29 protein-coding genes and 2 tRNA genes are annotated in these 25,489 nt (G+C 59.7%); 10 read left to right on the forward strand and 21 right to left on the reverse strand.

From position 1 onward, the window contains the following. Positions 1 to 36 precede the first annotated feature (36 nt). Together ACR9ZQ_RS22850 and ACR9ZQ_RS22855 are read right to left on the reverse strand one after the other, a co-directional pair. Positions 37 to 1,488: an FAD/NAD(P)-binding protein gene (locus ACR9ZQ_RS22850; protein WP_310378904.1), complete on the reverse strand. Its 1,452-nt coding sequence runs from the start codon at positions 1,486 to 1,488 to the stop codon at positions 37 to 39. A 96-nt stretch (positions 1,489 to 1,584) separates the two neighbouring features. After that, the gene (locus ACR9ZQ_RS22855; RefSeq protein WP_310378905.1) at positions 1,585 to 2,013 is read right to left on the reverse strand and encodes an OsmC family protein; all 429 of its coding nucleotides are present in this window, start codon (positions 2,011 to 2,013) and stop codon (positions 1,585 to 1,587) included. Positions 2,014 to 2,169: 156 nt separating this feature from the next. On the opposite strand from ACR9ZQ_RS22855, the gene ACR9ZQ_RS22860 reads away from it, so the two are divergent. Genes ACR9ZQ_RS22860 through ligD form a run of 4 tightly spaced genes read left to right on the forward strand, consistent with a single transcriptional unit; the run spans position 2,170 to position 6,079 of the window. Then, on the forward strand, positions 2,170 to 2,433 hold the full coding sequence (locus ACR9ZQ_RS22860) for a hypothetical protein (protein WP_310378906.1): 264 nt from the start codon (positions 2,170 to 2,172) through the stop codon (positions 2,431 to 2,433). A gap of 32 nt (positions 2,434 to 2,465) precedes the next feature. Then, positions 2,466 to 2,699 (forward strand): DUF2188 domain-containing protein, encoded by a 234-nt coding sequence (locus ACR9ZQ_RS22865; protein ID WP_113321829.1) that lies wholly within the window; start codon positions 2,466 to 2,468, stop codon positions 2,697 to 2,699. Positions 2,700 to 2,711: 12 nt separating this feature from the next. Beyond that, positions 2,712 to 3,554, forward strand: a complete 843-nt coding sequence (ku, locus tag ACR9ZQ_RS22870) for a non-homologous end joining protein Ku (protein WP_310378907.1) — start codon at positions 2,712 to 2,714, stop codon at positions 3,552 to 3,554. A 2-nt stretch (positions 3,555 to 3,556) separates the two neighbouring features. Then, on the forward strand, positions 3,557 to 6,079 hold the full coding sequence (gene ligD, locus ACR9ZQ_RS22875; protein ID WP_481428848.1) for a DNA ligase D: 2,523 nt from the start codon (positions 3,557 to 3,559) through the stop codon (positions 6,077 to 6,079). Positions 6,080 to 6,112: 33 nt separating this feature from the next. Here ligD and ku (ACR9ZQ_RS22880) read toward each other — a convergent pair whose 3' ends face one another. Continuing rightward, positions 6,113 to 6,919, reverse strand: coding sequence for a non-homologous end joining protein Ku (ku, locus tag ACR9ZQ_RS22880; protein ID WP_481428849.1), 807 nt, complete (start codon positions 6,917 to 6,919; stop codon positions 6,113 to 6,115). Positions 6,920 to 7,102: 183 nt separating this feature from the next. Here ku (ACR9ZQ_RS22880) and ACR9ZQ_RS22885 point away from each other — a divergent pair, with 183 nt between their 5' ends. Continuing rightward, complete coding sequence (locus ACR9ZQ_RS22885; RefSeq protein ID WP_481428850.1) at positions 7,103 to 7,336, forward strand: hypothetical protein; 234 nt, start codon at positions 7,103 to 7,105, stop codon at positions 7,334 to 7,336. A gap of 670 nt (positions 7,337 to 8,006) precedes the next feature. On the opposite strand, the gene ACR9ZQ_RS22890 is transcribed toward ACR9ZQ_RS22885, so the two are convergent. The 11 genes from ACR9ZQ_RS22890 to ACR9ZQ_RS22940 all read right to left on the reverse strand — a co-directional run bounded on the left by ACR9ZQ_RS22890 (position 8,007) and on the right by ACR9ZQ_RS22940 (position 14,144). Continuing rightward, positions 8,007 to 8,082: transfer RNA gene (locus ACR9ZQ_RS22890), tRNA-Phe, on the reverse strand. 12 nt (positions 8,083 to 8,094) lie between these two features. Continuing rightward, positions 8,095 to 8,286, reverse strand: coding sequence for a hypothetical protein (locus ACR9ZQ_RS22895; RefSeq protein WP_310378915.1), 192 nt, complete (start codon positions 8,284 to 8,286; stop codon positions 8,095 to 8,097). 42 nt (positions 8,287 to 8,328) lie between these two features. Beyond that, a complete protein-coding gene (yacG, locus tag ACR9ZQ_RS22900) occupies positions 8,329 to 8,541 on the reverse strand; it encodes a DNA gyrase inhibitor YacG (protein ID WP_310378916.1) in 213 nt (70 codons plus the stop codon). A 121-nt stretch (positions 8,542 to 8,662) separates the two neighbouring features. Beyond that, on the reverse strand, positions 8,663 to 9,283 hold the full coding sequence (locus ACR9ZQ_RS22905; RefSeq protein ID WP_481428851.1) for a Maf-like protein: 621 nt from the start codon (positions 9,281 to 9,283) through the stop codon (positions 8,663 to 8,665). Positions 9,284 to 9,341: 58 nt separating this feature from the next. Beyond that, on the reverse strand, positions 9,342 to 9,560 hold the full coding sequence (infA, locus tag ACR9ZQ_RS22910) for a translation initiation factor IF-1 (RefSeq protein WP_003545338.1): 219 nt from the start codon (positions 9,558 to 9,560) through the stop codon (positions 9,342 to 9,344). Positions 9,561 to 9,680: 120 nt separating this feature from the next. Further along, the gene (locus ACR9ZQ_RS22915) at positions 9,681 to 10,166 is read right to left on the reverse strand and encodes an arsenate-mycothiol transferase ArsC (RefSeq protein WP_481428852.1); all 486 of its coding nucleotides are present in this window, start codon (positions 10,164 to 10,166) and stop codon (positions 9,681 to 9,683) included. Continuing rightward, positions 10,163 to 10,636: a UPF0262 family protein gene (locus ACR9ZQ_RS22920; protein WP_310378921.1), complete on the reverse strand. Its 474-nt coding sequence runs from the start codon at positions 10,634 to 10,636 to the stop codon at positions 10,163 to 10,165. The genes ACR9ZQ_RS22915 and ACR9ZQ_RS22920 overlap by 4 nt, the downstream gene beginning before the upstream one ends. A 4-nt stretch (positions 10,637 to 10,640) precedes the next feature. Then, a complete protein-coding gene (gene hisD, locus ACR9ZQ_RS22925) occupies positions 10,641 to 11,939 on the reverse strand; it encodes a histidinol dehydrogenase (protein WP_310378922.1) in 1,299 nt (432 codons plus the stop codon). A gap of 34 nt (positions 11,940 to 11,973) precedes the next feature. Beyond that, positions 11,974 to 12,411: a DUF2948 family protein gene (locus ACR9ZQ_RS22930; protein ID WP_113325741.1), complete on the reverse strand. Its 438-nt coding sequence runs from the start codon at positions 12,409 to 12,411 to the stop codon at positions 11,974 to 11,976. A 114-nt stretch (positions 12,412 to 12,525) separates the two neighbouring features. Further along, positions 12,526 to 13,818, reverse strand: a complete 1,293-nt coding sequence (gene murA / locus ACR9ZQ_RS22935; RefSeq protein ID WP_007821142.1) for a UDP-N-acetylglucosamine 1-carboxyvinyltransferase — start codon at positions 13,816 to 13,818, stop codon at positions 12,526 to 12,528. Between the two features lie 116 nt (positions 13,819 to 13,934). Further along, entirely contained in the window at positions 13,935 to 14,144 is a 210-nt protein-coding gene (locus ACR9ZQ_RS22940; protein ID WP_481428853.1) for a hypothetical protein, read from the reverse strand. A 154-nt stretch (positions 14,145 to 14,298) separates the two neighbouring features. Here ACR9ZQ_RS22940 and ACR9ZQ_RS22945 point away from each other — a divergent pair. Continuing rightward, positions 14,299 to 14,373 (forward strand) — tRNA-Thr (locus ACR9ZQ_RS22945). Between the two features lie 149 nt (positions 14,374 to 14,522). Then, positions 14,523 to 14,765, forward strand: a complete 243-nt coding sequence (locus ACR9ZQ_RS22950) for a DUF982 domain-containing protein (protein WP_007821147.1) — start codon at positions 14,523 to 14,525, stop codon at positions 14,763 to 14,765. Between the two features lie 235 nt (positions 14,766 to 15,000). Here ACR9ZQ_RS22950 and ACR9ZQ_RS22955 read toward each other — a convergent pair whose 3' ends face one another. Beyond that, positions 15,001 to 15,264 (reverse strand): hypothetical protein, encoded by a 264-nt coding sequence (locus ACR9ZQ_RS22955; protein ID WP_310378931.1) that lies wholly within the window; start codon positions 15,262 to 15,264, stop codon positions 15,001 to 15,003. A gap of 82 nt (positions 15,265 to 15,346) precedes the next feature. Next, on the reverse strand, positions 15,347 to 15,610 hold the full coding sequence (locus tag ACR9ZQ_RS22960) for a BON domain-containing protein (protein ID WP_310378934.1): 264 nt from the start codon (positions 15,608 to 15,610) through the stop codon (positions 15,347 to 15,349). Positions 15,611 to 15,768: 158 nt separating this feature from the next. On the opposite strand from ACR9ZQ_RS22960, the gene ACR9ZQ_RS22965 reads away from it, so the two are divergent. Then, positions 15,769 to 16,047 (forward strand): hypothetical protein, encoded by a 279-nt coding sequence (locus ACR9ZQ_RS22965; RefSeq protein WP_310378936.1) that lies wholly within the window; start codon positions 15,769 to 15,771, stop codon positions 16,045 to 16,047. Between the two features lie 114 nt (positions 16,048 to 16,161). Beyond that, a complete protein-coding gene (locus tag ACR9ZQ_RS22970) occupies positions 16,162 to 18,222 on the forward strand; it encodes an ATP-dependent helicase (RefSeq protein WP_310378938.1) in 2,061 nt (686 codons plus the stop codon). A 21-nt stretch (positions 18,223 to 18,243) separates the two neighbouring features. On the opposite strand, the gene ACR9ZQ_RS22975 is transcribed toward ACR9ZQ_RS22970, so the two are convergent. The 3 genes from ACR9ZQ_RS22975 to galE all read right to left on the reverse strand — a co-directional run bounded on the left by ACR9ZQ_RS22975 (position 18,244) and on the right by galE (position 22,472). Beyond that, positions 18,244 to 19,305 (reverse strand): enoyl-CoA hydratase/isomerase family protein, encoded by a 1,062-nt coding sequence (locus ACR9ZQ_RS22975; protein WP_310378940.1) that lies wholly within the window; start codon positions 19,303 to 19,305, stop codon positions 18,244 to 18,246. A 67-nt stretch (positions 19,306 to 19,372) separates the two neighbouring features. Continuing rightward, positions 19,373 to 21,328 carry a putative bifunctional diguanylate cyclase/phosphodiesterase gene (locus ACR9ZQ_RS22980; protein WP_310378942.1) on the reverse strand — a complete coding sequence of 652 codons (1,956 nt, stop codon included), beginning with the start codon at positions 21,326 to 21,328 and terminating at the stop codon, positions 19,373 to 19,375. A 109-nt stretch (positions 21,329 to 21,437) separates the two neighbouring features. Then, positions 21,438 to 22,472 carry a UDP-glucose 4-epimerase GalE gene (gene galE, locus ACR9ZQ_RS22985; RefSeq protein WP_481428854.1) on the reverse strand — a complete coding sequence of 345 codons (1,035 nt, stop codon included), beginning with the start codon at positions 22,470 to 22,472 and terminating at the stop codon, positions 21,438 to 21,440. Positions 22,473 to 22,946: 474 nt separating this feature from the next. Here galE and ACR9ZQ_RS22990 point away from each other — a divergent pair, with 474 nt between their 5' ends. Continuing rightward, the gene (locus ACR9ZQ_RS22990; protein ID WP_310378944.1) at positions 22,947 to 23,627 is read left to right on the forward strand and encodes a Type 1 glutamine amidotransferase-like domain-containing protein; all 681 of its coding nucleotides are present in this window, start codon (positions 22,947 to 22,949) and stop codon (positions 23,625 to 23,627) included. A gap of 99 nt (positions 23,628 to 23,726) precedes the next feature. On the opposite strand, the gene ACR9ZQ_RS22995 is transcribed toward ACR9ZQ_RS22990, so the two are convergent. Both ACR9ZQ_RS22995 and mscL read right to left on the reverse strand, forming a co-directional pair. Next, positions 23,727 to 24,893 (reverse strand): pyridoxal phosphate-dependent aminotransferase, encoded by a 1,167-nt coding sequence (locus tag ACR9ZQ_RS22995; protein ID WP_481428855.1) that lies wholly within the window; start codon positions 24,891 to 24,893, stop codon positions 23,727 to 23,729. Between the two features lie 122 nt (positions 24,894 to 25,015). Beyond that, positions 25,016 to 25,456, reverse strand: coding sequence for a large conductance mechanosensitive channel protein MscL (mscL, locus tag ACR9ZQ_RS23000; protein ID WP_310378949.1), 441 nt, complete (start codon positions 25,454 to 25,456; stop codon positions 25,016 to 25,018). Positions 25,457 to 25,489 lie beyond the last annotated feature (33 nt).

A 25,489-nucleotide genomic window follows, 5' to 3' on the forward strand; every position in this document is an offset into this window, starting at 1 on the left:
CAGAGAGCGACAGATCGATCAGAAATAGGTCGCCAATTATCCCGCGGCTGCGGCTTTCAGCTTGTCTGTGATCTCGCGGGCAACGAAGAGCGTATGTTCGGTGATCTGCGGCAACCCCATCAATTCACCGAAGGTTCCACGCGCAAGCGGACCGGAAATGAGCAACGAGGGGATCACCTGACCATCCGCTCCGAGCGCTTCGGAACGCTCGGAGCAAGCAAGTCCGAGACCAGTCGGATCGAGGACGAGATAGCCTTCGCGCTCGAGTTCACCCAGCCACGGCTGCGTCTGCAAAATGCCACCATGTGCAGGACCGGTCGTGACGATGACGGCATCAAACGTCCGTTCCAATCTTTCGCGGGCATGCCGCGGCTGCAGGGTGACGCGGATTGTTTCACCCTCGACCTTGGCATCGGCAACAGATGCCGCAAGCACTTCCAGCCGGCCGGCCTCGATTGCTGAATCGAGCACCGCCTCCACCTGCGGGGCGATGCGGAAACGGTGAACATCCCAGTAGGACCTGAGATGCCGGACGATGCGCCGCCGTTCGGCGACCGGCAAAGCGCGCCAGAGATCGTGCCCCTGGGAGCGCACCTGATCGATAACGGCATGCCAGCTCAAGCCCTGTCCGGCCGCCTGGAGAATGGTCAGCCGGATCTTGCGCAACAGCGCGACTGCCGAGGATGCGGGATCGGCGATGAAATCGCCGAAGGGTTCCTGCGGAACCGCGGCATGGCCGCGAGAGCGCAGGCCGCGGCGAGAAATCGCCACAACAGGACCCTCATGGCCGTTTCGCGCAAGCGAAGCGATCACGTCTGCCCCCGTCAGCCCGTTGCCGATGACGAGAACTCTGTCCTGCGGCCGCACGACCTCAAGGGAACCTGGTTTCGTGGTATCGGCAACGAAACGAGGATGGCTTGAGAGAATAGCGGCAAGCCTGCCCGGTGCGACCGGCGGCGGATGACTGGTGGCGATGGCAACGATACCGGCTTCCATCAGCCCGCCCTTGTCGTCGAGGATCACCCAGCCATCACGATCGCGACGGATGGCCGTCACTGTGGCGCGGCGATGAGTGATGGCGCCTGACTTCAGGAAGGGCTTCAAAAGCGAGCCGACATAATCGCCGAACACGCGCCGGCGCGGGAAAAGCTGGCCGTTCTCGCGCGCAGCTTCGGGATCGTCGCGCACGGCATTGTTCGCCTCGATCCAGCGCTGGAACTCTTCCGGATCATCCGGCTGCAGGCTCATCTTGGCGGCCGGCACATTGATGCGGTGCGCCGGATCGGCGGTGTCATAGGCAAGGCCGCGGCCCAGCATGGGGCGCGGCTCGAAGACCACGATATCGGGTGCATCGTCGCCGGCAAGCTTCAGCAAATGATAGGCGACACCCGCCCCGGAAACGCCGCCGCCGATGATGGCGACGAGCCGCCGCTGGGATTTCTGTTCGTTCGAAGGCTCTGTCTGGAACTGCATCTCAGCCGGCGTCATTTCAATCGATGCCGGAGCATAGGTGGAGCACGAAGGCCATGCAATGCTCCGGTCCTATTGTCTATAATTTTCATGCAGAAACCTGCGGCGACCTGATCAGCCGGAGATCGTGGTTGCGAATTCCGGAGTGCCTCTGATGGTGTTGCTGACGGTGCAGATTTCGTCTTCGGCCATATGTGCGATCTTGCGGCGCGTTTCCTCGTCGATATCGCCCTTGATGGAGAAGATGATGTTGAACTTGGCGACGCGCGACAGCCCTTCCACCGCCTTTTCGCCGGTCACATCAGCGGTGATCTCGGTGATCTTGTCGAGAATGCCGAGCTGGCTTGCCGCCATTCGGGCACTCAGCACGAGACAGGCCGAAAGCGAGGAATAGAGCAGGTCGAGCGGGTTGAAGCCCGGCTGTGATGGACTGGTGACGATATCGATCTCACCGCCGGTGACCGACGTAACGTGCGGGAAACCGGTGCGACCGAGAACGGCATTTGCACCTGTGGGACGGGGACGCGCCTTGAGATCGGCCATTTTGAAATCCTCTATCGAATATAGCTTTCAGATAGTGTCTTGGCCACAAACCCGCAATGCGGCGATTTTGATTTTCGTTGCACCGCTCAGCGGAACCTTTCCACTGGTCAGCGGTTTTTTCACCTGAACAACTTCACGAAGAGGCAGGACTTTCCCATGCCCGGCATCCGCAAGATCGATCGCAAGCACAGCAGTATGGATGCGCGCGACCGGCTGATCGTCGCGCTCTATGCCCAGCTCAAGGCCGAGCGGGAGACACGTGAGACGCTGGAATGGGCAATCCGCAACGGTGCGGTATCCAAGGAAGTACTGGAGGCGATCGCCGCCGATCCGGTTCCTGTCGTCACCAGCGAGGATATAGCATCGCTTGAAAAGATCATTGCGCTTGACGAGCGGCGCAGCCGCTCGTCCCGGCAATGAATGACCAGAACGGCTGACAAGGAGGAAAGCACATGGCCGACATCACCTATCAGATCGTTCCGCATGACAATGGCTGGGCCTACAAGCTCGGTGATACATTGTCTGAACCCTACGCCACGGCAGAACAGGCGATGGATCGCGCAAGAAACGCAGCCGCGCGCCAGAAGATCGGCAAGGGCGATGCGCTGCTCGCCTATCCGGCGCCGGATGGAAGCGGCTGGAAATTCCAGCAGATCGAAACCGACAAAAGCAACAGCAGGCTCTGAACGGAGGAAGCGATGGCGGGACGCGCAAGCTGGAAGGGCCATCTAAAGGTCGGCGACCTTGCTTGCGCCGTTGGCCTTTATACCGCCGTTTCCTCTTCCGACCGCGTCTCTTTCAACATCGTCAACCGCAGGACCGGTCATCGCGTCGAGCGGCAGTTCGTCGACAGCGAAACCGGCAAACCGGTGGAGCGCGACGATCAGGTCAAGGGCTATCGGATGGAGAGCGGCGACTACATCCTCATCGAAGGCGATGAGATCTCGGAGATCATGCCCGAAAGCGACAAGGTGCTTGACGTGAAGGGATTCATTCCCTTCGATGGGATCGACAAGCTCTACTTCGACCGCCCCTACTATCTGGCACCAGTCGACGAGCATGACGCGGAAGCCCTCGCATTGATTGCCAGAGGCATGCTTGACGGCAAGGTGGCAGCCCTTGCCGAAGCCGTGCTCTTCCGCCGCAACCGCACGCTGCTCATCCGCGCGCATGACGACCACATCATCGCGACCATGCTGAACTTCGACTATGAAGTGCGCTCGGCAAGCTCCGTCTTCAAGGACATTCCCGATATCAAGTTCGACAAGGAGATGCTGGAGCTTGCCGGCCATATCATCGGTACCAAAGAGGGCCGTTTCGACCCGAGTGAATATCACGACCGCTACGAGGCCGCGCTTGTCGAGCTGGTGAAGGCCAAGATCGAAGGCCGCGTGCCACCGAAACGCAAGCGCGAGCCGGAGCGCAAGGTAGTCGATCTCATGGAGGCGCTGCGCCAAAGTGCGAAAATGGGTGGCAAGGCGCCGGCGACGAAGACTGCCGCACGCAAGACCTCTGATAGAACCAGCAGAAAAGCGAGCTGATCATGGCGCTCGAAACCTATCAGGCCAAACGCGATTTCAAGATCACATCGGAGCCGCGCGGCCGGAAAGGCCGGGCGACAGGCAACAGTTTCGTCGTCCAGAAGCACGACGCCACCCGCCTGCACTATGATTTCCGCCTTGAGATGGATGGCGTGCTGAAAAGCTGGGCCGTCACCAAGGGACCGAGCCTTAACCCCGAAGACAAGCGCCTTGCCGTCCATGTCGAGGATCATCCTCTCTCCTATGGCGATTTCGAAGGCATCATTCCAAAGGGCCAGTATGGCGGCGGCACGGTCATCGTCTGGGATCGCGGCAGCTGGACGCCGCTCGGCGATCCACGCAAGGCCTATCGCAAGGGGCACATGGAATTCGAACTCGACGGCGAGAAGCTGAAGGGGCGCTGGCATCTGGTGCGCATGCATGGAAAACCCGGCGAGAAGCGCGAGAACTGGCTGCTCATCAAGGGCGACGACGAGGAAGCCCGCCGTGAGGGTGAAGCCGATATCCTCGAAGAGCGCCCCGAATCCGCCAAAACCGGTCGGCAACTCGAAGAGGTGGCGAAGAATCCCAACGCCACCTGGCACTCCAGACCGGAGGGTGGCAAGGCCGTTGCCGCAAAGGCCAAGGCGCCAGCCAGAAAGGCAAAATCCTCTGCGCCGCAAGAGCAGGATTGGCCAAAGGGCGCGAAAAAAGCTGATATGCCCGACTTCATCGAGATGGCGCTCGCCAAACTGAAGCCCAAGCCACCGGCCGGTGAGGGCTGGATCCACGAGATCAAGTTCGACGGTTACCGGCTACAGGTGAAGATTGAGAATGGGCGGGTGACGATGCTCACACGCGGCGGTCTCGACTGGACGGAGAAATTCGGCAAGGACCTTGTCGATGCCTTTGCATCCTTACCGGTCGAAACGGCCGTCATCGATGGTGAACTCGTCGTCGAGCGCGATAACGGCGCGTCGGACTTCTCTTCCCTGCAGCACGACCTCAGCGAAGGTCGTTACGACCGCTTCGTCTTCTATGCTTTCGACCTGCTCCATCTCGACGGATACAGCCTGCTCGATGTAAGCCTCCTCGAACGCAAACGTCTGCTGGAGACGGTGGTTCCCAAAGATAGCAGCAAGCTGCGTTACAGCACGCATTTCAACGAGAACGGCGGGCTGGTGCTGGATCACGCCTGCCGGCTCAGCCTCGAAGGCGTCGTCTCCAAGCAGCGCGACAGCAAATATATTTCCGGCCGCAACGGTGAATGGATCAAGTCGAAATGCTCGCAGCGGCAGGAATTCGTCATCGGCGGCTATGTGCCCTCGACCGCGATGAAGAATGCCATCGGCTCGCTCGCCATGGGTTATTACGAGGATGGCGCGCTAAAGCATGTCGGCCGCGTCGGCACTGGTTTCACGGTCGCGACGGCGCAGATGCTTTACGAGCGGCTTTCTGCGATGGAGATGAAGCAGAATTCCTTCGACGACACGCTGACCGCCGAGGAACGGCGCGGCCTGCATTACGTCAAGCCGCAGCTCGTTGCCGAAGTGGAGTTCCGCGCATGGTCGGCGGATGGTAATCTCCGCCACGCGGCCTTCCGCGGATTGCGGGAGGACAAGCCGGCAAAGGACGTTGTGCGCGAGATGGAAAAGACGACCACGAAAAACCTGCCGAAATTGGCGGTGCCGCTCACTCATCCCGACCGCATCTACTGGCCGGATGAGGGCGTCACCAAGGAAGGCCTCGCCAATTATTATGCGCAGGTCTGGCACCTCATGGCGCCCTATGTGGTCAACCGGCCGCTTGCCCTGCTGCGCCTGCCCGACGGGATTTCCGGCCATCAACGGTTTTTCCAGAAACATGCCTGGAAAGGCATGAACGACCATATCGAGGAAATTACCGACCCCAAAGACAAGGGTGGAGAGAAGCTACTGCGCATTACCGATTTCGACGGTCTCGTGGCGCTGGTGCAATCTGCCGTGCTGGAAATCCATCCCTGGGGCACGACGACGGATAATTGGGAAAAACCCGATATGATCACCATGGACCTCGATCCCGCCGAGGATGTGCCATGGGAAAATGTGATAGCCGCCGCTTACGAATTGAAGGTACGCATCGAAGGTGAAGGCCTTGCAGCCTTTGTCAAAACATCCGGCGGCAAAGGCCTGCATGTGGTGACGCCGCTTGAGCCGAAGGCCGGTTGGGCGGATGTGAAGGGCTTTGCCAAATGGCTGGCAGACAGCATGTCGCAAGATGATCCCGAGCGCTATCTTGCAACCGCAACCAAGGCGAAGCGCAGCGGCAAGATCTTCATCGACTATCTCCGGAACGGCCGCGGCAACACCGCCGTTGCCGCCTATTCCGCGCGCGCTCGCCCGGGTGCGGCCGTTTCCATGCCGCTGGAATGGAGTGAACTGACCACCGAAATCGGCCCCGCCTATTTCACCGTCGATAATACGCCGGCGCGGCTCGATGCGCTTAGCAAGGACCCTTGGGATGGGTTCTTTGCGGCGGCAAAGCCATTGCAGAAGCGGAAGCGATAGGGCTTCACTTCCAACCCTGCGGACTTTTCAAGATTATCGCGACTTCCCGCTACCGCCTTCAGCGGCCAGGCTCTTCTTCAGCGCATCCATGATGTTGATGACATTGCCCGTCGATTTCACCGGCGCAGGCTTGCGAGCCGGGGCAGCCTTCTTGAGGTTCTTTTCCTTGCTGCGGATCAACGCTTTCAGCCGCTTCTGAACCGGATCCTGTACCATCGAAGGGCTCCATTCCTTCGTCTCTTCTTTGACCAGCTTTTTCATCAGGGTCAGCAACTCGCTATCGACCTTCGCCTTCATATCGAGTTCGGCCGCCGGTTCGCGCACCTCGTCTCCATAACGCAGCGTCCAGAGAATGATGCCCTTGCCTTGCGGTTCCAGGAGCACCGCACGCTCTCGCCGGTAAAGCACCAGCCGAGCGATGCCGACGACATCGTTGGCTTTCATCGCCTCGCGGATCACACAGAAGGCCTCAATGCCGACCTTGTCTTCCGGCGCCAGGAAATGTGGCTTGTCGTACCAGATCCAGTCGATCGACCCGCGCGGCACGAAAGTATCGATATCGATTGTGCGCGTGCTTTCCAGCCCCACCTCTTCGATCTCCTCGTCCTCGAGCAGAACATAGTCGTCCTCGCCACGCGGATAGCCTTTCATCTGATCCCTCTCGGCAACGGGCTTGTGTGTGACGCTATCGACATAGCGGCTTTCGACGCGGTTTTTCGTTGCGCGATTCAATACATGAAACCGCACCTTGCTCGACTCCGACGTCGCCGGCGTCAGTGAAACGGACGCGGTGACAAGCGAGAGCTTGAGGTAACCTTTCCAGAACGTTTGACGGGCCATGGGCCATAAACGGAAATGGTCGCGAGAGGTTCCGTCCGTTGCCTGTTGGAGCGAAAATTCCGGCGACGTTCCAACGGAATGCAATACCTAAGAGCCCCGGTTGCTATCACATATTCGTTTCGACAATTTCCTGACACGATTTTCGTACCAACTGGTTCGATGTCGTTGTCAGCAGGCAAACAAATGCAAAAAGATGATGTCTCCCGAGCCAAGAAAGTCGCTTTCGTCCTCACGCTGTTTTTTGGCGTGATGATATCCTACGCGAAGTTTGCCGGACTGTTTCCGCCGCCCAATTTGAGCGACGAAACAAAATACGGACCGCCGGGCTGGTTCTCAAGCTTCGACCTCGGACGTTCGCCATTCTCTCGTCCGCCGGAATTCGGGCCGGTTGAGGAACCGCACGACATTTCCGTTTGACGTTGTGGTGCGGAGCTTCGCAGCCGATGCGAGCCGAAGCCGGCCGTCGAACGTCAACGCAAAGGGTCGGGAGTTTGCATGGGCATCATCCCGCAGCTCGTTCGGCACGGTCTCTCAAATCATGGAAGCCCTCTCGGACCTCGACTCTCAGCTTGAGTTAGTACCTGGGGAGTGGCCCGCAGATCGATGGTGTTAGGCTTCTGCCCTGGCTGCCAGGAAAACCAGATAGCGATCGGGCGCCGATAATGCTTGTTGAGGGCATCCACTGCTTCCCTCTCGAAGAGCGTCCGTTCTTTCGGACTGTCGGTAATATTCCGCTTTTCGTAGATCACAGTATCCTCCCCATTGTTGCGATCCAATTTCGGATCATGCGCAAAAATGCGCCTATCCGAAACGGACTAAGGTCCGAGGGTTACGCGGGATTGTGCAGAGGAGGTGAAGATGGCGCAGGGTTCAGTGTACGGCGCGCTACACCAGTCAGGTTAGATCCGCGACCAGTTGGAAACACTTTCTCCCCTGAGGATCGATATCTGCTTCCTGCATGATGATGAGCCTCAAAAGGCGGGCCGCTCATGAAGTCGTGAAGTCGCGCCTACCGAGCGCACAAAGGTGGATACACCGCATTCTACAATGCCATGTATGTTTGGATAGAAATGCTTCAGAGATTGAATGGTGCCCAGGACCGGAATCGAACCAGTGACACGCGGATTTTCAATCCGCTGCTCTACCAACTGAGCTACCTGGGCTAGCCATGCTTCTTAGGAAACATCCTGCTTGAGAATGTCAGGGCCTTGGTTCGCCCCGGAAGCGAGCGGGGTTATAGCATCTTGTTCGCCCATGGCAAGCATCAAATGATAGTTTTTTGAAGGTCCTGCGGATTTTGGCGATTTGCGAGGAAAAATAAAGGCTTCGCGGTGGAAAACCTGCTCTGCTCCTTTGTCTTCACGCAATTGCGGACGCAAAAACCGCTGCACATTTTTGCTGGTATTGCTCTAGTTTTCCTCGTCGGGATAATCCGCCTTCGTCTCGTCGTCGGCCACGGGGATGGCGTAGGAGCCCGTCAGCCAGCGTGACAGGTCCACTTCGCGGCAGCGGTTGGAACAGAAGGGATAGTGTTCGCGGTTCGACGGTTTGCCGCATTCCGGGCAGGGGCGCGTCTTGCGCAGCGGCTTGACCTTGTCGTCGGTCTTCATTTCATCAGACATGGTTTCCTCCTACAGCATCGGCCGAAAATCGTTCCGATTTTCGGAAAGCCTGATGCGTAGATTCAACAAGGTTGAGCGTCCTTTGTGCGTCCGAATGGACGCACGGCGCTCTAGCGGGAGATCAGCCCTCGGGCCAGCGGCTGTGGACATCAAAGCCCTCGCCGGTCAGAAGCAGAATGGTCTCATAAAGCGGCAGCCCCACGACATTGGTGTAGGAGCCCACCATTTTCTGCACGAAGGTACCAGCCAGCCCCTGGATGCCGTAGGCGCCGGCCTTGCCGCGCCATTGGCCCGAGGCAATGTAGTTTTCGATCTCGAAGCTCGACAGGCGCTTAAAGCGCACTTTCGTCTCGACGATCTTCTGGCGCGCCTTGCGGTCGGGCGTGATCAGGCAGATGCCGGTATAGACAACGTGGTTGCGGCCGGAGAGCAGGTGCAGCGAGTTTGACGCCTCATCGGCAAATTCCGCCTTGCCGAGAATGCGGCGACCGACAGCGACCACCGTATCGGCGGACAGGATATAGCTGCCCTTCCAGGTGATGTCGCCCTTGATGGCGGCAAGTGCCGCTTCCGCCTTTTCGCCTGAGAGGCGGCGAGCGAGCGAGCGTGGATGCTCCGACTTCTTCGGTGCCTCGTCGATATCCATCGGCATCAGGCGCGAAGGCTCGATGCCGGCCTGATTGAGCAGATCGACGCGGCGGGGCGAGCCCGAGGCCAGAATGAGCTTGTATTTCAGCGCCATGGAACCTCGACCATCGGCAGGCGGGAGCGGAAACTCCGGGGAGCTTCGCAGACCAAGCTTACTTGAAGCGGTAGGTGATGCGGCCCTTCGTCAGGTCGTAGGGCGTCATTTCGACCAGAACCTTGTCGCCGGCGAGAACGCGGATACGGTTCTTGCGCATGCGGCCGGCGGTGTGGGCAATGATCTCATGCTCGTTTTCGAGCTTCACGCGGAATGTCGCATTCGGCAGAAGTTCGGTCACGATACCCGGGAATTCGAGGACTTCTTCTTTCGGCATATAAGGGTTTTCTTCCTGTGTGTTGGGTAAGGCGGCGCTGGGCGCCTCAAAATTTGCGCGGAAACTACACAATCAACGGGGATTTGTGAACCTCGTAGATCGGGCTTTCTATCTTTTGTTTCACGCCGATTGCGCGGCGATGCCATTTCTCTTGAGTAGCCGGCTTTCGATGAGGCCGGCGATGTGATCGCGAACCTCTCGATAGCTGTCCAATATCTGCTCGCGCGTTCCGGTCGCGACCGTCGGATCCATGGTCGGCCAGTAGACCACGTCAACGGCGCTGGAGCGGGTCAGCTCGAGTGCTGCGTGATGGGCCTGCTGTGAGAGCGTGATGATGAGGTCGAAATAATCGTCCTCAAGCTCCTCCAGCGTCTGCGGCTGGCGGCGGCCGAGCGACAGGCCAATTTCTTCCAGCGCCACATCGACGAAAGGATCGCGTTCGCCGGCGCGAACGCCGGCAGACCTTATATAGGTATTTCCAGGCAGAATGCTACGGGCGATCACTTCGGCCATCGGCGAGCGGATGACATTCAGCCCGCACATGAAGAGGATGGCGCCCGGCCGCTTTCCGTCCTCCGTTTCGACGTGCGGCTCCATCGCCGTCATCCGCGCCAATAGAGTACGCAGACCAGCGTGAAGAGACGCCGGGCGGTGTCGAAATCGACATCGATCTTACCCGAGAGACGGTCCTTCAGCGTTTGTGAGCCCTCGTTGTGAATGCCGCGTCTGCCCATGTCGATCGCCTCGATGCGGCTCGGCGAGGCCGAGCGGATCGCCTCGTAATAGCTCTCGCAGATCATGAAATAGTCTTTCACGATCCGGCGGAAGGGCGTCAGTGACAGGATATGGGTTGCAACATTCTCGCCGTTTTCCGTGGTGATGGAAAAGACCAACTTGGAATCGACCAGCGAGATGTTCAGCCGATAGGGCCCGCCGGCATGGCCGACGGGTGTGAAGGAATTCTCCTCGATCAGGTCGAAGATCGCCACTGCCCGCTCATGCTCGACATCAGGAGTCGAACGGCCGATCGTATCGTCAAGGACAACGTCGCAGAGCCGAAAGTCGTCCTTCACCATTCCCTCACCTTTCGAGGTTCAGGCGGATCGCGACCGATCGCGCATGGGCATCGAGGCCTTCGGAAACGGCAAGCGCAATCGCTGCCGGGCCAAGATCACGGAGCTGCTGCGGACCGAGCCGCAGGATCGAGGTGCGCTTGACGAAATCGAGAACCGAAAGGCCGGAGGAGAAGCGGGCGGAACGCGCCGTCGGCAGCACGTGATTGGAGCCGCCGACATAATCGCCGATCACTTCGGGCGTGTGGGCGCCGATGAAGATCGCGCCGGCATTGCGGATCTTGTCCACAAAGGCATCGGGATCGGCGACGGCGAGTTCCAGATGTTCAGCGGCGATACGGTTTGCGAGCGGAATGGCATCCTTGAGATCAGAGACAAGGATGATTGCGCCAAAATCGCGCCAGCTAGCCGCAGCAGTCTCTGCACGGTTCAGCGTCTTCAGCTGCCGTTCGACGGCCGCTTCGACCGCCTTGCCGAATTCCTCGTCGTCGGTGATCAGGATGGCCTGCGAGCTCTCGTCATGCTCGGCCTGGGCGAGCAGATCAGCGGCAACCCAATCGGGATTGTTGTCCTTGTCGGCGATGACGAGCACTTCTGACGGGCCGGCGATCATATCGATACCCACAGTGCCGAAGACCTGGCGCTTGGCGGCGGCCACATAGGCATTGCCGGGGCCAGTAATCTTGGCAACTGGGGCGATCGTTTCCGTGCCATAGGCAAGGGCAGCAATCGCCTGCGCGCCGCCGACGCGGTAGATTTCGTTGACGCCGGCAAGTTTGGCCGCGGCCAGCACTGCCGGATTGACCGAACCGCCCGTCGCCGGCACGGCGATAACAATGCGATCGACCCCTGCAACCCTCGCCGGTACGGCGTTCATCAGGACCGAGCTCGGATAGCTCGCCGTACCGCCGGGCACATAGAGGCCGACGGCTTCGATTGCCGTCCAGCGCGAGCCGAGGCCCACGCCCATATTGTCTTCGTAGATATCGTCCTTCGGAAGCTGACGACGGTGATGGGATTCGATGCGGAGTGCGGCAACCTTCAAGGCGCCGAGAACTTCCGAGGGGACGACCTCGACGGCATTGTCGATTTCTTCCTCGGTGACGCGCATCGGTACGGTGGCGTAGTCGATGCTGTCGAACTTCTTCGAATATTCGGCGAGAGCGACATCGCCGCGTGTGCGCACGTCATCGATAATAGCGCGTACCACGGCGTTGACGTCTTCGGAGACTTCCCGCTTGGTGGTCAGAAAAGCCGCGAAACGCTGCTCAAAACCATCGGATGCCTGAGTGAGCCAGATTGCCAAGGCGGTATTCCTTCTCTGATCGAAACTGTTGGGCTCAGGTGCCGGGGTGGCGCGGCTTAGAAGTCGTTTCCCAGGCGCCGCCGATATCGGCAAGCTGCGCTTCGATGCATTCGACATCGAGGGCGATAGAGGCCGTGCCGGACAGCGAAAGCTCCAGCGTGCCTTCCGGCCCCTCGCCCTTCTGCTCGAAACGCAAGGCCAGCAGCGACAGCACGTCGTCACGCCGAGCACGGTCGATGCCGATCGAGCGGACGGAAAGCACGCGCTTGAAAACGAGAGCAGCGCGGCGGCGTTCGAAACCCTTGCGCTTGCGGGCGGCCTCTTCCCAGACGAAGCGGTTGGCGGCGAGCGAAAACTGCTTGTCGCGCGGCGACCAGTCGATATCGGCTACCTTGAGGACGCTGTCCTGCATATGTGCGGAAATGACGGCCAAGTCTTCGCTATCGAGCGCAACAAGCTTCAGGTCGGTCATCCAGCCTCTATCCCATGTCTTTCAGCCGCACCTGCGGCGATCTGTCAGACAAGGGAGATAAGGCGCTCAGACCAAATACGCAACCGGGATAAAGGGCGCATAAGCGCCCTTTTCTTACTCGCTGACGCGCTCAACGATGGCGCCGCAGCGGGTCAGCTTTTCTTCCAACCGCTCAAAGCCACGATCGAGGTGATAGACGCGGGAAACCGTGGTCTCGCCTTCGGCGGCAAGCCCGGCAATAACGAGCGAAACGGAAGCGCGAAGATCGGTCGCCATGACCGGGGCGCCCTTCAGCCGCTGGACACCTTCAATCTTCGCCGTCTGGCCTGAAAGAGAGATCTTTGCGCCAAGGCGGGCAAGCTCCTGCACATGCATGAAGCGGTTTTCGAAGATGGTTTCCGTGACATGCGAGATGCCGGAAGAGCGGGTCATCAGCGCCATGAACTGCGCCTGCAGGTCGGTCGGGAAGCCCGGGAAGGGATCCGTGACGATATCGACCGGCTGGATGCCGGCGCCGTTACGCTTGATGCGCATGCCATTGTTGGTCGACGAGATGTCCGCGCCGGCGCGGCGCAGTGTTTCCAGCGCCGTTTCCAGCAGGGCAATATCGGTATTTTCGAGTACGACATCGCCGCCGGCCATGGCAACGGCCATAGCATAGGTGCCGGTTTCGATACGGTCAGGCAGGACGCGGTGGCGCGCGCCCGAGAGCGAGGTGACGCCTTCGATCGTGATGGTCGAGGTGCCCGCGCCGGAAATCTTCGCGCCCATGGCATTCAGGCAGTTGGCAAGGTCGACGACTTCGGGCTCGCGTGCGGCATTGCCGATTACGGTCGTGCCGCGGGCAAGGGTTGCCGCCATCATCAGCACATGCGTGGCGCCAACGGATACCTTCGGGAAGGTATAATGTGTGCCAATGAGGCCGCCCTGCGGTGCCTTGGCGTTGATATAACCGCCATCGATTTCCATCGTCGCGCCGAGCGCGGTCAGACCGTCGATGAAGAGATCGACCGGACGCGTGCCGATCGCGCAGCCGCCCGGCAGCGAAACGCGGCAATGACCTTCGCGGGCCAGGAGCGGACCGATGACCCAGAAGGAAGCACGCATCTTCGAGACCAGTTCGTAGGGAGCGGTCGTATCGACGATGGTACGGCAGGTGAAATGGATCGTGCGGGCGTAGGAATCTTCCTGACGCTCGCGACGGCCGTTGACGGCGACATCGACGCCGTGATTGCCGAGGATGCGCATCAGCAATTCGACATCGGCAAGGTGGGGCACGTTTTCGAGCGTCAGCGTATCGCTCGTCAGCAGCGAGGCGATCATCAGCGGCAGCGCGGCATTCTTGGCGCCGGAAATCGGAATGATGCCGTTAAGCTCATTGCCGCCGACAATTCTGATACGATCCATGTGCACTTACGGGCGAGGCCCGCCTTTCCTCAAAAGTTTTGCCTGTGGGGGCAAGGCAAGAAGTGGGGGTCTTTAGAGCAAATCCCCGCACGCTTCAATTCGTCGCGGACCGAACATTACGATTTGTCCATTTTTGCGGCAGGCATTTTTGCGGCGGGCAGCCCATTCGTCTCGTCCGCCTGGCCGGATCGGCGCGCGCGCACTTGCTGTTTGCGTCTTGAAAGATTTTCTCTCAGCTTTTCGGCAGCCCGTTCGCGGCGCAATGCCGCTTGGGCTTCCATGGCCGCTTTCCGGCTCTGCCGGGCCTTCTCAGTCTCTTCGTTCATCCCCCAGAACTACCCGAATTCGCGCCATTCCAAAAGTGGGCGGGACGTTATTCCCAGATAAGTTGGAATTTGCGGCTTGCACTCCTGCCGAAGCTGTGGCAATAGCCGCCCCGTTCACGCGAATTGAGCGTTTCCGCTTCTCGCGTCTGGTCCTGCTGCCGTAGCTCAGTGGTAGAGCACACCCTTGGTAAGGGTGAGGTCGGTGGTTCAATCCCACTCGGCAGCACCAGTTTTCTCCTTTAGCATTATCCCCCGCGCCAATCGGCGCCATTGCTGCCGGCAAAAATCTCGCTAGAATATTAGCATTCTGAATGCCTTTGCGGAGGAACCCGAAGGCTTCATTCAATGTTTCTATCGAGACATGCTGGAGGAGCGTCGATGGCAACTGAACGATGGAATAGTCCGATCAAGGTAGGTTTCGAAGAGGCGGGAGCACGCACGGTTAACGGACCGTTTGACGCGCTGACCTGCCTGACCGATCTCTGGCCTGCCGTACGCGGACTGAAATATCTCAAGGCACGCAGCGCCTGCCGCGCCGCACTCGATGGAAGAAAGACCGTCGAAGAGGCCCGCGCGGAGTTTATGGCGGCGGCCGAGGAAGCAAAGCTTAAAGTGCATTAAGCTTTCGGCGGCGGTATTGGACAATAAAAGTCCGATCTGTTCCGAAACGAAGCAATGCTTAATTTTCACTTAACCCTGCCCGGAGCTCGCGCAGGGCTTTGTCTCGAAAGACATTGCGCCATTCATCTGTTCATCAATAGAACGACGCCAGCCATCATGATGATGGTTAGAGGCTCGTCACCTTCTGCGGGAGACTGCAGACGAGCCTCGTTCGAAAGAAACTTCGAATATTCTATCAGCAATCCGAAGTATCCTCATCCTCCACCTGAATATATCCTACACCGATGATTGTGCCATCTGCGGCACGGATGAAGGACGGCAGGTAATGCGGTTCGGCGGGCTTGCAGACGGCGGCGCTGGTATATTCGTTCAGCGCTATTTCGTCTTTCGGCAGCGCCGAATAGTTCATATCGGTTTCGAGTGAGGCATGGGCGGAGCCGGCAAAAGCGCCGCATCCCAGAAGCAGAGCTGCGGCCCACAGGCGTATCAGCGTTTGCATTATTGTCTCCCGTATTGAAATCAGCTTTTCAACACGCGGGACAGGGAGTTGGTTCCTTGGAAATTCCTGTGCTGATCGTGATTTATCTCACCAGCAGGCGGCAATGCACGTAACCGCTTCCGACAATGTCCTCGGCGATTGCCAATGCCCGCTCGCTATCACCCCATTGGCTCACGAAACCTTCGAGAATGACGGTGGGGCCGATGGTGGAGACGATGATTTCGGTCGCATCGAGATCGGCTGCGGCGTGCAGGGCGCTTTCCACGGACGCGCGCATGGCGGCCGTGTTGTGGCCCTTCATCCAGGCTTCCTCGTGGGGTGGCGAGCCGTGAAACCGCAGCACCATGACCGTTCCTGACATTACCTAATAGGGGTTAACGCAAGAAGACGACGTTTGTTGCCATACGCAGCCGGCTGGATGCATAGTCGCCGTGATGGTGGTGCTCCGATACTCCTGTCCCCGTCGGCAGAAGCCCCATGCAATTGCGGCCGAGGAAAATGTTGATGAAAGCGCTTGTGTCTGCCCTGCTTGCTACGACCCTTTTGGCTGTACCCTTGCTGGCCGGCTGCTCCGCCGCGGACGCGCCTGCGCTGGAACCCATTCCCGGCAGCATCACCTATGGCGGGCAGCCGCGCACGAAGCTGACGAAATCGCCGATCGGCAGCGCCGTCCACAACGACTTCTACGATCAGCAGGGCCAGCGCGTCTACGAAACCTATATTCTCCAGCCCGACCGCAGCCTGAAGCTGGTGCGGCGCCAGATCGTGCCGGACTTTCCGTAATAGTGCATGGCGACCCGCGCCTGCTTGACAGTGGCGCCAATCGAGAACATCCAAGGAACATCTGATTTTATTCGCGGGCGTTGATTCTCCCGCGAAGCCTAACCGGACGGCTGGATGTATCTCGAAAGACTCAATCCCCAGCAGCGCATGGCCGTGGAGCACGGCACACTCACAGACGGCAGCCATGTGGCCGGGCCGCTGTTGGTCATCGCCGGGGCCGGATCAGGCAAGACCAATACGCTCGCGCATCGTGTTGCACACCTCATTCTCAAGGGTGCGGATCCGCGCCGTATCCTGCTGATGACCTTTTCCCGCCGGGCGGCAGCCGAAATGGGCCGGCGCGTCGAGCGTATCTGCGGCGAGGTTCTCGGCAAGAATTCCGGCATCATGGCGGATGCGCTCGCCTGGAGCGGCACGTTTCACGGCATCGGCGCGCGGCTCTTGCGCGACTATGCCGAACAGATCGGCATCGACCCGGCCTTCTCCATTCATGACCGGGAAGACAGCGCCGACCTGATGAACCTCGTGCGCCACGATCTCGGCTTCTCCAAGACGGAAAGCCGGTTTCCGACGAAGGGCACCTGCCTTGCCATCTATTCCCGTGCCGTAAACTCCGAAACGGAACTGCCGCTGGTGCTGCGCGACGCCTTCCCCTGGTGCGCCACCTGGGAAAAGCAGCTTCGTGAGCTTTTTGCCTGTTACGTCGAGTCGAAACAGAGCCAGAATGTGCTCGATTACGACGACCTGCTGCTCTACTGGGCACAGATGGTGGCCGAACCCATGATCGCCGAGGATATTGGCAGCCGCTTCGACCATGTGCTGGTCGACGAGTATCAGGACACCAACAGGCTTCAGTCTTCGATCCTGCTTGCCCTCAAGCCTGATGGCCAGGGCCTGACCGTTGTCGGCGACGATGCGCAGTCGATCTATTCCTTCCGCGCAGCCACAGTGCGCAACATTCTCGATTTTCCGGCGTCCTTCAGCCCGGCTGCCAATATCGTCACGCTCGACCGCAACTACCGGTCGACGCAGCCGATTCTTGCCGCCGCCAACGCGGTGATCGATCTTGCTTCCGAGCGTTTCACCAAGAACCTCTGGACGGAGCGGGAATCGCCGGAACGGCCACGGCTGGTGACGGTGCGCGACGAGAACGATCAGGCGCGCTACGTGGCCGACAAGGTTCTCGACAACCGCGAGGAGGGCGTGAAGCTGAAAAGCCAGGCCGTGCTCTTCCGCGCCTCGCATCACAGCGGCCCACTTGAGGTGGAACTTACCCGCCGCAACATTCCTTTCGTGAAGTTTGGTGGGCTGAAATTCCTCGACAGTGCGCATGTGAAGGACATGCTGGCAGCGCTGCGCTTTGCCCAGAACCCGCGCGACCGTGTGGCTGGTTTCCGCTTGATGCAGATCCTTCCGGGTGTTGGCCCGTCCACCGCGCAGAAGGTGCTGGACCAGATGGCTGACGATGCAAGCCCGATCGCAGCGCTTGCCGTCATGCCCGCACCGCCGCGCTCGGGCGAGGAATGGACCTCCTTCGTTTCCACCATGCAGGAGCTGAAGACCGGCAAGGCTGGCTGGCCGGCCGAGATCGAGCTGGTACGGCGATGGTATGAGCCGCATCTGGAACGGCTGCATGAGGATGCGAGCGCGCGGCTTGCCGATCTCGTGCAACTCGAGCAGATCGCCGGTGGTTATGCCTCGCGTGAGCGATTCCTGACGGAGCTCACACTCGATCCGCCCGATGCGACTTCGGATCAGGCAGGCGTGCCGCTGCTCGACGAGGACTATCTCATCCTCTCGACCATCCATTCGGCCAAGGGGCAGGAATGGACCAAGGTCTTCATGCTGAACGTCATTGACGGCTGCATCCCTTCAGATCTCGCAGTCGGCACGACGGCAGAAATCGAGGAGGAGCGGCGATTGCTCTATGTGGCGATGACCCGCGCCAAGGACAGTCTCGATCTCGTCGTGCCGCAGCGCTTCTTCACTTATGGTCAGAATTCGCAGGGCGACCGGCATGTCTATGCGTCGCGCAGCCGCTTCATTCCAGCCACGCTGCTGCAATTCTTCGAGGTCTGCGGCTGGCCGCAGGTCAAGACCGATACGGCAGCCGCCCAGCAGGCGCGGCAAGTGCGTATTGATGTCGGCGCGCGTATGCGCGGCATGTGGCGTTGAAACCTCTCCTGACCAGCAGGGTTAGAGCAAAAGGGGCGGCTTTGCCGGCTCGAAGAAGCGGCCGATCATCTCATCATTGACCAGGGCGATCGTCGGCGGCGACCATTTCGGATTGCGGTCCTTGTCGATGACGGCTGCACGGACGCCCTCGTAGAAATCCGGACCATGCAGGATGTGCATGCAGGCGCCGAGCTCGCGGGCAAGACATTCGCCGAGCGTGCGGCTCTGGCGGCCGGCTCTCAGCAGCCGCAAGGCAAGTTTGAGACTGGTCGGCGAACGTGTGAGCATCACACGGCGGGTTTCGGCAGCGAATTCACCCTCCTCCGCACCCAGTGCGGATGCGATGTCCTCGACGCGGTTGAAGTGAAAAGCACGGTCGATCATCGCGGCATTGGCCTGCAATCTGCCCTCGCCCGGCTGTTCTGAGAGATCGCCTAGCGCTGCGTCCACATCGTCCGACGAACTTCCCGCAGGCAGGTTCGTCAGACGCTGTACCGCCCCTTCGAGACGCGAGGAAAGCATATAGAAATCGGCAAGCCCGGTATGGATCGCATCGGCGGCATTGATATCGAGCCCGGTCAGGGCCATCCACGTACCGCTTTCGCCCGGCGTGCGGGGCAACAGCCATGTGGCGCCGATATCGGGAAAATAGCCGATGCCGGTTTCCGGCATGGCAAGGCGGGTGCGCTCAGTGACGATGCGATGGCGGCCATGGCTGGAAAGGCCGACGCCGCCACCCATGGTGATACCGTCCATCAGCGCCACATAGGGCTTCGGATAGGTGGCGATCCTGTGGTTGAGGCGGAATTCCTCGCGCCAGAAGGTTTCCGCGAGACCATCGCCGGCGCGGCCACTCAGGTGGATGGCGCGGATATCGCCGCCGGCGCAGAAGCCACGCTCGCCTTCACCCATGACGATAATGGTGGCGACGTTTCCGTCGGCGGCGAACTCATCAAGCGCGGCGGTAATCGCGCGCACCATGGGGATCGTCAGGCTGTTCAGCGCCTTTGGGCGGTTCAGCCGGATGAGGCCTGCCGTGCCCCGTCGCTCGACAATGACTTCGCTCTGATTACTGTTATCCATGATCCACCTCGCTCCTGACCCATGAATAAACCGGGTCGGGTCGGGGTTCCAGTGGCTCGCTGATCAATCAGGCCGAGAGGGACTGCGAAACGGCGACATCGCGCCGCACCGCGTAATCGATCGCCAGTTCCAGCGGCAGCGGCCGCGAGAAATAATAGCCCTGCGCCAATCTTACGCCGATGCCTTTCAGTGACTCGGCCACATCCTCGCTTTCGACACCCTCGGCCACGGAGGCGATGCCGAGGTTCTGGCAGAGATTGGCGACAGAGCGCGTGATGTTCATGCAGCGCGCATCGCGATCGAAATTCATCACAAAGGCCTTGTCGATCTTCAGCTTGTCGAAGGCCAGGCGATGGATGTGGCTCAAGCTCGAATAGCCCGTGCCGAAATCGTCAAGCGCAATCGAGATGCCGGCTGCACGCAGCATGCCGATCACCTGATCGGCAGTGTCGAAGTCGGACAGGAGTGCCGTCTCGGTGATCTCGAACTCGATACGTTTCGGATCGACGCCGGCGCGGCTGATCATCGCGAGCAATGCCATCGATGTTTCATGATCGCAGATGTCGCGGGCCGACAGGTTGAAGGAGACGCGCAGATGCGCCGGCATGATCTTCAGTGCGTCGAGCGCCTGGCAGAAGAGAATGCGTGTCATGCGGCCGATCACCGCCGTGCGTTCGGCGGCCGGAATGAAGGCATCCGGACTGATGCGGCCGAAGCGGGCGCTATCCCAGCGCGCAAGGGCCTCAAAACCGACGACGCGGCCGCTGCGCAGCTCCACGATCGGCTGATATTCGAGCTTCAACTCCTTGGCGAAATTGTCAGCCTGCAGCTCCAGCTCGATCAGATAGCGTTGCGTCAGGATCTTTTCGTGTTCCGGAGAGAAGAATTCCACACCGCCGATGCGCTTGCTCTTGACCTGGTAGAGAGCGAAATCCGCTTTCTCGTAGAGATCTTCGGCCGTGTACTCGCCCGCCTCAGGATAGACGATGCCGCAGGAACCGGAAACGCGTACCGAACCATCGGGAATCTCGAAAGGTTCGCGTACGGCCGCACAGAGCGCCACTCCAAGGTCAGAGACGGCCCTGAGCGTCATGTCGGAGGGGAAGATGATGCCGAATTCATCGCCGCCAAGGCGCGAGACGATACCCTGATCGCCCAACAGCGAGACGAAGCGGCGTGCTGTCTCCTTCAGCACGAGATCACCAGCCGCATGGCCGAAGACGTCATTGACCGGCTTGAAGCCATCAAGATCGACGATGCCGATGACAGGCGGTGAAGACGGATCCTTCAATAGCATCCTTTCAAGCGACAGGAAGAAGCTGCGGCGATTGGCAAGGCCGGTCAACTGGTCCTGGAGCGCGTTGCGGCTGTTGACGAGGTTCAGTTCCTCGGCTTCGGCCTGTTTCTGCTTGAGCTCTTCGGCAAGCCGCACCAGGTGCGCGAAATTCTGGAAGTAGCTGTTGATGACACGCAGGAAGGGCAGCACCAGGAACAAGCCGCTGACCGCCGTTGCGACGAAAACCGGATTGCCGGAAAAGAGGAAGGTCACGATCATGGCTGTGAAAGTGATGACCGTGGTGATTGCCGCGGCGAGCGGCAGATGCATCAGGCAAAAGACGCAGGAAATGCCGGTTACGACCAGGAAATAGGCGATCTGGCCCTGCTGCGAGGCATCGCCATACTGATAGAGCGCGATAGCCCAGCCGCCGAAGCCGATCGTGAGGATAACCGCGCCGACCAGCGTCACCTTCATCAGCCGCAGCGCACGCTCCGGCGTGACGTTTTCCTTGCCTGATATCTCCCACCAGCAGAGGCGGAAGACGCAGACGATGCTGAGACCGACGGGGATGTAGAGCGAAAGCCAAAGAGGCGCCGACTTGATGTGGGTGATGGCCACAGCCAGCGCATTGATGACGAGGAGAACGTACAGAATCGGAATCTGTGATGACAAAGCTTCGAACTGCGCCACCAGAAACTTCGGATTATCTTTTTGCAGCCGTAGTGACGCTATGAAGTTCTTCATGATCCCTTTTCCCTTGGCGGAAACGAGCCAGAGAAAGCTTGATTATTCCTTATTCACGTAACGTCAGGCCACCCGCACTGCGCCGGGATGGTAAATGTTCGGTTGCATTTCAGAAAGAAGCCGCAGCCAGTGCGCGATGAATGCTGTGCAGATCGTCGACGCTCCTGTTCATCAGGAAGAGTTCCCAATCGAGCGAGCTGCGGACGATGGTTTCCAGCGAGTTGTGTTTCGGTGTCCAGTCCAGCACGCGACGGGCAAGGGTCGCATCGGCGACGACGCTTGCTGCGTCGCCCGGCCGGCGTGGCGCCATGTTGATCTTGAACGAGTGACCGTTCAAGCGGGTGACCATGTTCAACACATCGAGCACGGAATAGCCGTTGCCATAGCCGCAGTTGGCGACAAGTGGCCCCCTGCCCTGGCGCAGATGCTGGAGCGCCTTCAAATGCGCTGCCGTCAAATCGCTCACATGGATGTAGTCGCGCACACCGGTGCCGTCATGGGTCGGGTAGTCGAAGCCGTAGACGGCGATGCTGTCGCGCTTTCCGAGTGCGGCCTCACAGGCGACCTTGATGAGGTGGGTCGCGCCCGAGGTCGACTGGCCGGTGCGCAGCTGCGGATCGGCGCCTGCAACGTTGAAATAACGCAGCGCCACATAGCTGAAGTCATAGGCGGCAGAGGCGTCACGAAGCATCATTTCAGTCATCAGCTTCGACTGGCCGTATGGATTTTCCGGATTGAGCGGCGCCGTCTCCTTCACGGGCGCGGAGCCCTTCTGCTGACCGTAGACAGCGGCTGTCGACGAGAAGACGAAGTTACGGATGCCCGCCTTGATCGCAGCACTCAGCAGGACACGTGTCTTGCCGGAATTGTTGTCGTAATAAGAAAGCGGGTCAGAGACCGAGGCCGGCACGACGGCGGAGCCGGCGAAATGAATGATCGCCTCGATATCGTTTTCGATGAAGATCTTCTTCAGCACATCCGGATCGGCGACATCGCCGAGATAGAAGCGCGCCGCCGGCGCCACGGCCCAGCGAAAACCGGTGGAGAGCCGGTCGAGCACGACCACATCTTCCCCGGCATCGAGCAGCGTCCAAACCATGTGGCTGCCGATATATCCAGCCCCACCTGTCACCAGAACCGCCATGTCTGCATTCCCTGTTTTATCTTTTTCGGGAGCATCAGAACGGCTTTTTCCTTTCCGATTTTGTTATCAAACGGCCTCGGAAAGCCTTTGCGGCCGGTATGTTTGGAGATGTGGTTAGAGGCGGATTTCAGGTGTTTCTACAATTTTATCGAACAGCCGGTTTCGGGACAAAACCGCCTTTTGCCGCCCCTTATTCCGGGCGCGTTGACAAGGCGTTCACGGCAAGTCAAAGTAGGTGCATGAACAACTTTGCGTTCCAGGCTATGACGATGGGCATGACGACCACCCTTTGCGGTGGGGGCGTCGGCTTGTGACCTGAAACTGTTCACTACCACCGACCCAACCCCGCCGGACACGCGCGGGGTTTTGTGTTTCTGCCCCGATGTCCGCCCCATGCAAAGGACTTCTCGTGGCACAAGATCTTCTCTCAATGCCGGTTCGTAACCCGCTTCTCCAAAACAGGGAGCGGCAACGATGAGACTCTACCTGTCATCCTACCGGCTCGGCGCCAGCGCCTTCCGGCTGAGGAAACTTCTCAATGGCGGACGGCGCGCCGCCGTCATCCAGAACGCGCTGGACTTCATTCCGGCCGAGGCCCGGCGTGCCTACGAGGCCAATATCTACGATCCCAAGGAAGAACTTGCCGATTGGGGGATCGAGGCGGAAGAAGTGGATTTGCGAGACTATTTTGGGCAACCGCACGCGCTGAAAAAGGCGCTCGCCGGCTTCGACCTCGTCTGGGGCGTCGGCGGCAATGCCTTTCTTCTGCGGCGGGCCATGCGGCAGAGCGGCTTCGATCGCATCATCGGAGAATTGCTACGCGAGGATGCGATCGCCTATGGCGGCTTCAGCGCCGGGTCGGTCGTTGCAACGCCCTCGCTAAAGGGCATCGACATCATGGACGATCCGCAGCAGCTTGCACCGGATTACGACGAAGCAATCCTGTGGGACGGTCTCGGGCTCGTCGATTTCTCCATCGTCCCGCATTACCGCTCGGCGCATGATGAGGCCGAAGCTGCCGAAAAGACCGTCCACTTCCTTGAAGAAGCCGGCACGCCCTTTCAGCCGCTGAGAGACGGCGAAGTCATCATCGTCGAGGGCCGGAATGTGACGCTGCTACCGGTGCTGCCGGAAGCGATGCGTCGCTCCGCCTAAAGCGTGCCGCGATCTTTCAGATTCGCTTGTCATGCTTTAGGCCTCTGTTTTTCGCATGTCGTTATCGCAAAACCGCTGCACACTTTTGCGCGACATGCTTTAGAGCTTCAGGATATAGTCGCAAAGCCGCTCGGCCGCGACTGTCACCTGCGCCGGATCGCGCAGGAAACAGGCGCGCAGAAAAAGCTCGCCGCCGGGTCCGAAGGCCGTGCCAGGAGCAAGGCCGACGCCGGTCTTGTCGACGATGTCGATCGCAGCCTTGCGGCTGTCGGTGACGCCGTCGATCTTGAGGAAGGCGTAAAGCGCGCCATCGGGCTTCAGTGTTTCGACCCGATTGGTGGCGATCAGTGCATCACAGAGGATATCGCGGGAGCGGGTTGCCTTGTCGATATTCGACTGCACGAAGGCGTCACCCTCGTTGAGGGCAGCGACTGCGCCCTTCTGCATGAACTGTGCGACGCCCGAGGTCGAATACTGGATCAGGTTTTCGAGCACCTGCCCGGTTTCCGGCGGGGCAACAATCCAGCCGACGCGCCAGCCGGTCATGGACCAATTCTTGGAGAAGGAGTTGACGAAGATGATCTTGTCGCCGGGCTCCATGACGTCGAGGAAAGACGGCGCGCGGCCACCAGCATAGAAATAACGCGCATAGATCTCATCGGCCATGATCCAGAGATCATGCTTGCGGGCCAGCGTCAGGATATCCGCCAGATCCCTCTTCGTCGCGGTCCAGCCGGTCGGGTTTGATGGGGTATTGATGAAGAGGCCGCGGGTCCTCGGCGTGATCGCCGCTTCGATGCGATTGAGGTCGACAGCCCAGGTGCCGCCTTCGAACTGCAGCTCGACGCCGACCGAACGGGCGCCGGCGATTTCCAGGGCGGCAGCGATATTTGGCCAGGCCGGCGTAAGATAGACAAGTTCGTCACCAGGCGAAGTGAGCGCCTGGACGGCGATCTGGATTGCCTGCATGCCGGAGCCGGTGACGTAGAAGTGCTCGACTGGAAGGCGGATGCCGAAATGCCTGAAGTAATAATCCGACAGCGCCTGGCGCAGTTCGGGAATGCCGCGCTGCCAGGTATAGAAGGTCTCGCCGGCGGCGAGCGCCTGCATGGCCGCCTGATTGATGAAATTGGGGGTGGGAAGATCGCCCTCGCCGACCCAGAGCGGCAAGAGGCCCTCACGGCCACGGGCATAATTGACGACTTCGACGATCCCGCTTTCTGGCGCTGCAATGGCGCGCGGGCTGAGGCTGCTTATAATCGACATGCATATCTCCAGTTCACGCCTTCATAGCGGATTTGCGGACGCAAATCCTATGACAATGCGTGATGGCATATCGATTTTCGTGATGGATGAGCCCGGCCGGAGCGAACGGGCTTAGGACCGGATCAGACGGCTGGGCGCTTGGCGAGAAGATCGCGGATTTCAGTCAGCAGCGCGACATCGGCCGGCGGCGGCGGAACCTCCGCGGGTGCTTCCTTCGCCTTGCGCTCGACCTGCTCGCGCAGGATGTTCACAGCCTTGATCATCAGGAAAATGATCACGGCGAGGATGAGGAAATTGATGAGGACCGTGATGAAATTGCCGTACGCGAAAACGGCCCCGCGGCTACGAGCAAGTGCAAGGGTTGGCTGCCCAAAGGCCTCCTTCGACAGCGGAATGTAGTAGTTGGAGAAGTCGAAACCGCCGAAGATCGCACCGACGATCGGCATGATCATGTCTTCGACCAGCGACTTGACGATGCCGCCGAAGGCGCCGCCTATGATAACACCGACTGCGAGATCCATGACATTGCCGCGGGCGATGAAAGCTTTGAACTCATTGAGCATCCGATCTGTCTCCCCTTGATGCATTTTCAAAGA

The sequence above is a fragment of the Rhizobium sp. KNZ14-9A genome (assembly GCF_056755015.1).

Excerpts from the sequence above, each read along its gene's own strand:
- ACR9ZQ_RS22850 (WP_310378904.1), bottom strand. The coding sequence starts at position 1,488 with ATGACGCCGGCTGAGATGCAGTTCCAGACAGAGCCTTCGAACGAACAG.
- ACR9ZQ_RS22855 (WP_310378905.1), bottom strand. The coding sequence starts at position 2,013 with ATGGCCGATCTCAAGGCGCGTCCCCGTCCCACAGGTGCAAATGCCGTT.
- ACR9ZQ_RS22860 (WP_310378906.1), top strand. The coding sequence starts at position 2,170 with ATGCCCGGCATCCGCAAGATCGATCGCAAGCACAGCAGTATGGATGCG.
- ACR9ZQ_RS22865 (WP_113321829.1), top strand. The coding sequence starts at position 2,466 with ATGGCCGACATCACCTATCAGATCGTTCCGCATGACAATGGCTGGGCC.
- ku (WP_310378907.1), top strand. The coding sequence starts at position 2,712 with ATGGCGGGACGCGCAAGCTGGAAGGGCCATCTAAAGGTCGGCGACCTT.
- ligD (WP_481428848.1), top strand. The coding sequence starts at position 3,557 with ATGGCGCTCGAAACCTATCAGGCCAAACGCGATTTCAAGATCACATCG.
- ku (WP_481428849.1), bottom strand. The coding sequence starts at position 6,919 with ATGGCCCGTCAAACGTTCTGGAAAGGTTACCTCAAGCTCTCGCTTGTC.
- ACR9ZQ_RS22885 (WP_481428850.1), top strand. The coding sequence starts at position 7,103 with ATGCAAAAAGATGATGTCTCCCGAGCCAAGAAAGTCGCTTTCGTCCTC.
- yacG (WP_310378916.1), bottom strand. The coding sequence starts at position 8,541 with ATGTCTGATGAAATGAAGACCGACGACAAGGTCAAGCCGCTGCGCAAG.
- ACR9ZQ_RS22905 (WP_481428851.1), bottom strand. The coding sequence starts at position 9,283 with ATGGCGCTGAAATACAAGCTCATTCTGGCCTCGGGCTCGCCCCGCCGC.
- infA (WP_003545338.1), bottom strand. The coding sequence starts at position 9,560 with ATGCCGAAAGAAGAAGTCCTCGAATTCCCGGGTATCGTGACCGAACTT.
- ACR9ZQ_RS22915 (WP_481428852.1), bottom strand. The coding sequence starts at position 10,166 with ATGACGGCGATGGAGCCGCACGTCGAAACGGAGGACGGAAAGCGGCCG.
- ACR9ZQ_RS22920 (WP_310378921.1), bottom strand. The coding sequence starts at position 10,636 with ATGGTGAAGGACGACTTTCGGCTCTGCGACGTTGTCCTTGACGATACG.
- ACR9ZQ_RS22930 (WP_113325741.1), bottom strand. The coding sequence starts at position 12,411 with ATGACCGACCTGAAGCTTGTTGCGCTCGATAGCGAAGACTTGGCCGTC.
- murA (WP_007821142.1), bottom strand. The coding sequence starts at position 13,818 with ATGGATCGTATCAGAATTGTCGGCGGCAATGAGCTTAACGGCATCATT.
- ACR9ZQ_RS22940 (WP_481428853.1), bottom strand. The coding sequence starts at position 14,144 with ATGAACGAAGAGACTGAGAAGGCCCGGCAGAGCCGGAAAGCGGCCATG.
- ACR9ZQ_RS22950 (WP_007821147.1), top strand. The coding sequence starts at position 14,523 with ATGGCAACTGAACGATGGAATAGTCCGATCAAGGTAGGTTTCGAAGAG.
- ACR9ZQ_RS22955 (WP_310378931.1), bottom strand. The coding sequence starts at position 15,264 with ATGCAAACGCTGATACGCCTGTGGGCCGCAGCTCTGCTTCTGGGATGC.
- ACR9ZQ_RS22960 (WP_310378934.1), bottom strand. The coding sequence starts at position 15,610 with ATGGTGCTGCGGTTTCACGGCTCGCCACCCCACGAGGAAGCCTGGATG.
- ACR9ZQ_RS22965 (WP_310378936.1), top strand. The coding sequence starts at position 15,769 with ATGAAAGCGCTTGTGTCTGCCCTGCTTGCTACGACCCTTTTGGCTGTA.
- ACR9ZQ_RS22970 (WP_310378938.1), top strand. The coding sequence starts at position 16,162 with ATGTATCTCGAAAGACTCAATCCCCAGCAGCGCATGGCCGTGGAGCAC.
- ACR9ZQ_RS22975 (WP_310378940.1), bottom strand. The coding sequence starts at position 19,305 with ATGGATAACAGTAATCAGAGCGAAGTCATTGTCGAGCGACGGGGCACG.
- ACR9ZQ_RS22980 (WP_310378942.1), bottom strand. The coding sequence starts at position 21,328 with ATGAAGAACTTCATAGCGTCACTACGGCTGCAAAAAGATAATCCGAAG.
- galE (WP_481428854.1), bottom strand. The coding sequence starts at position 22,472 with ATGGCGGTTCTGGTGACAGGTGGGGCTGGATATATCGGCAGCCACATG.
- ACR9ZQ_RS22990 (WP_310378944.1), top strand. The coding sequence starts at position 22,947 with ATGAGACTCTACCTGTCATCCTACCGGCTCGGCGCCAGCGCCTTCCGG.
- ACR9ZQ_RS22995 (WP_481428855.1), bottom strand. The coding sequence starts at position 24,893 with ATGTCGATTATAAGCAGCCTCAGCCCGCGCGCCATTGCAGCGCCAGAA.
- mscL (WP_310378949.1), bottom strand. The coding sequence starts at position 25,456 with ATGCTCAATGAGTTCAAAGCTTTCATCGCCCGCGGCAATGTCATGGAT.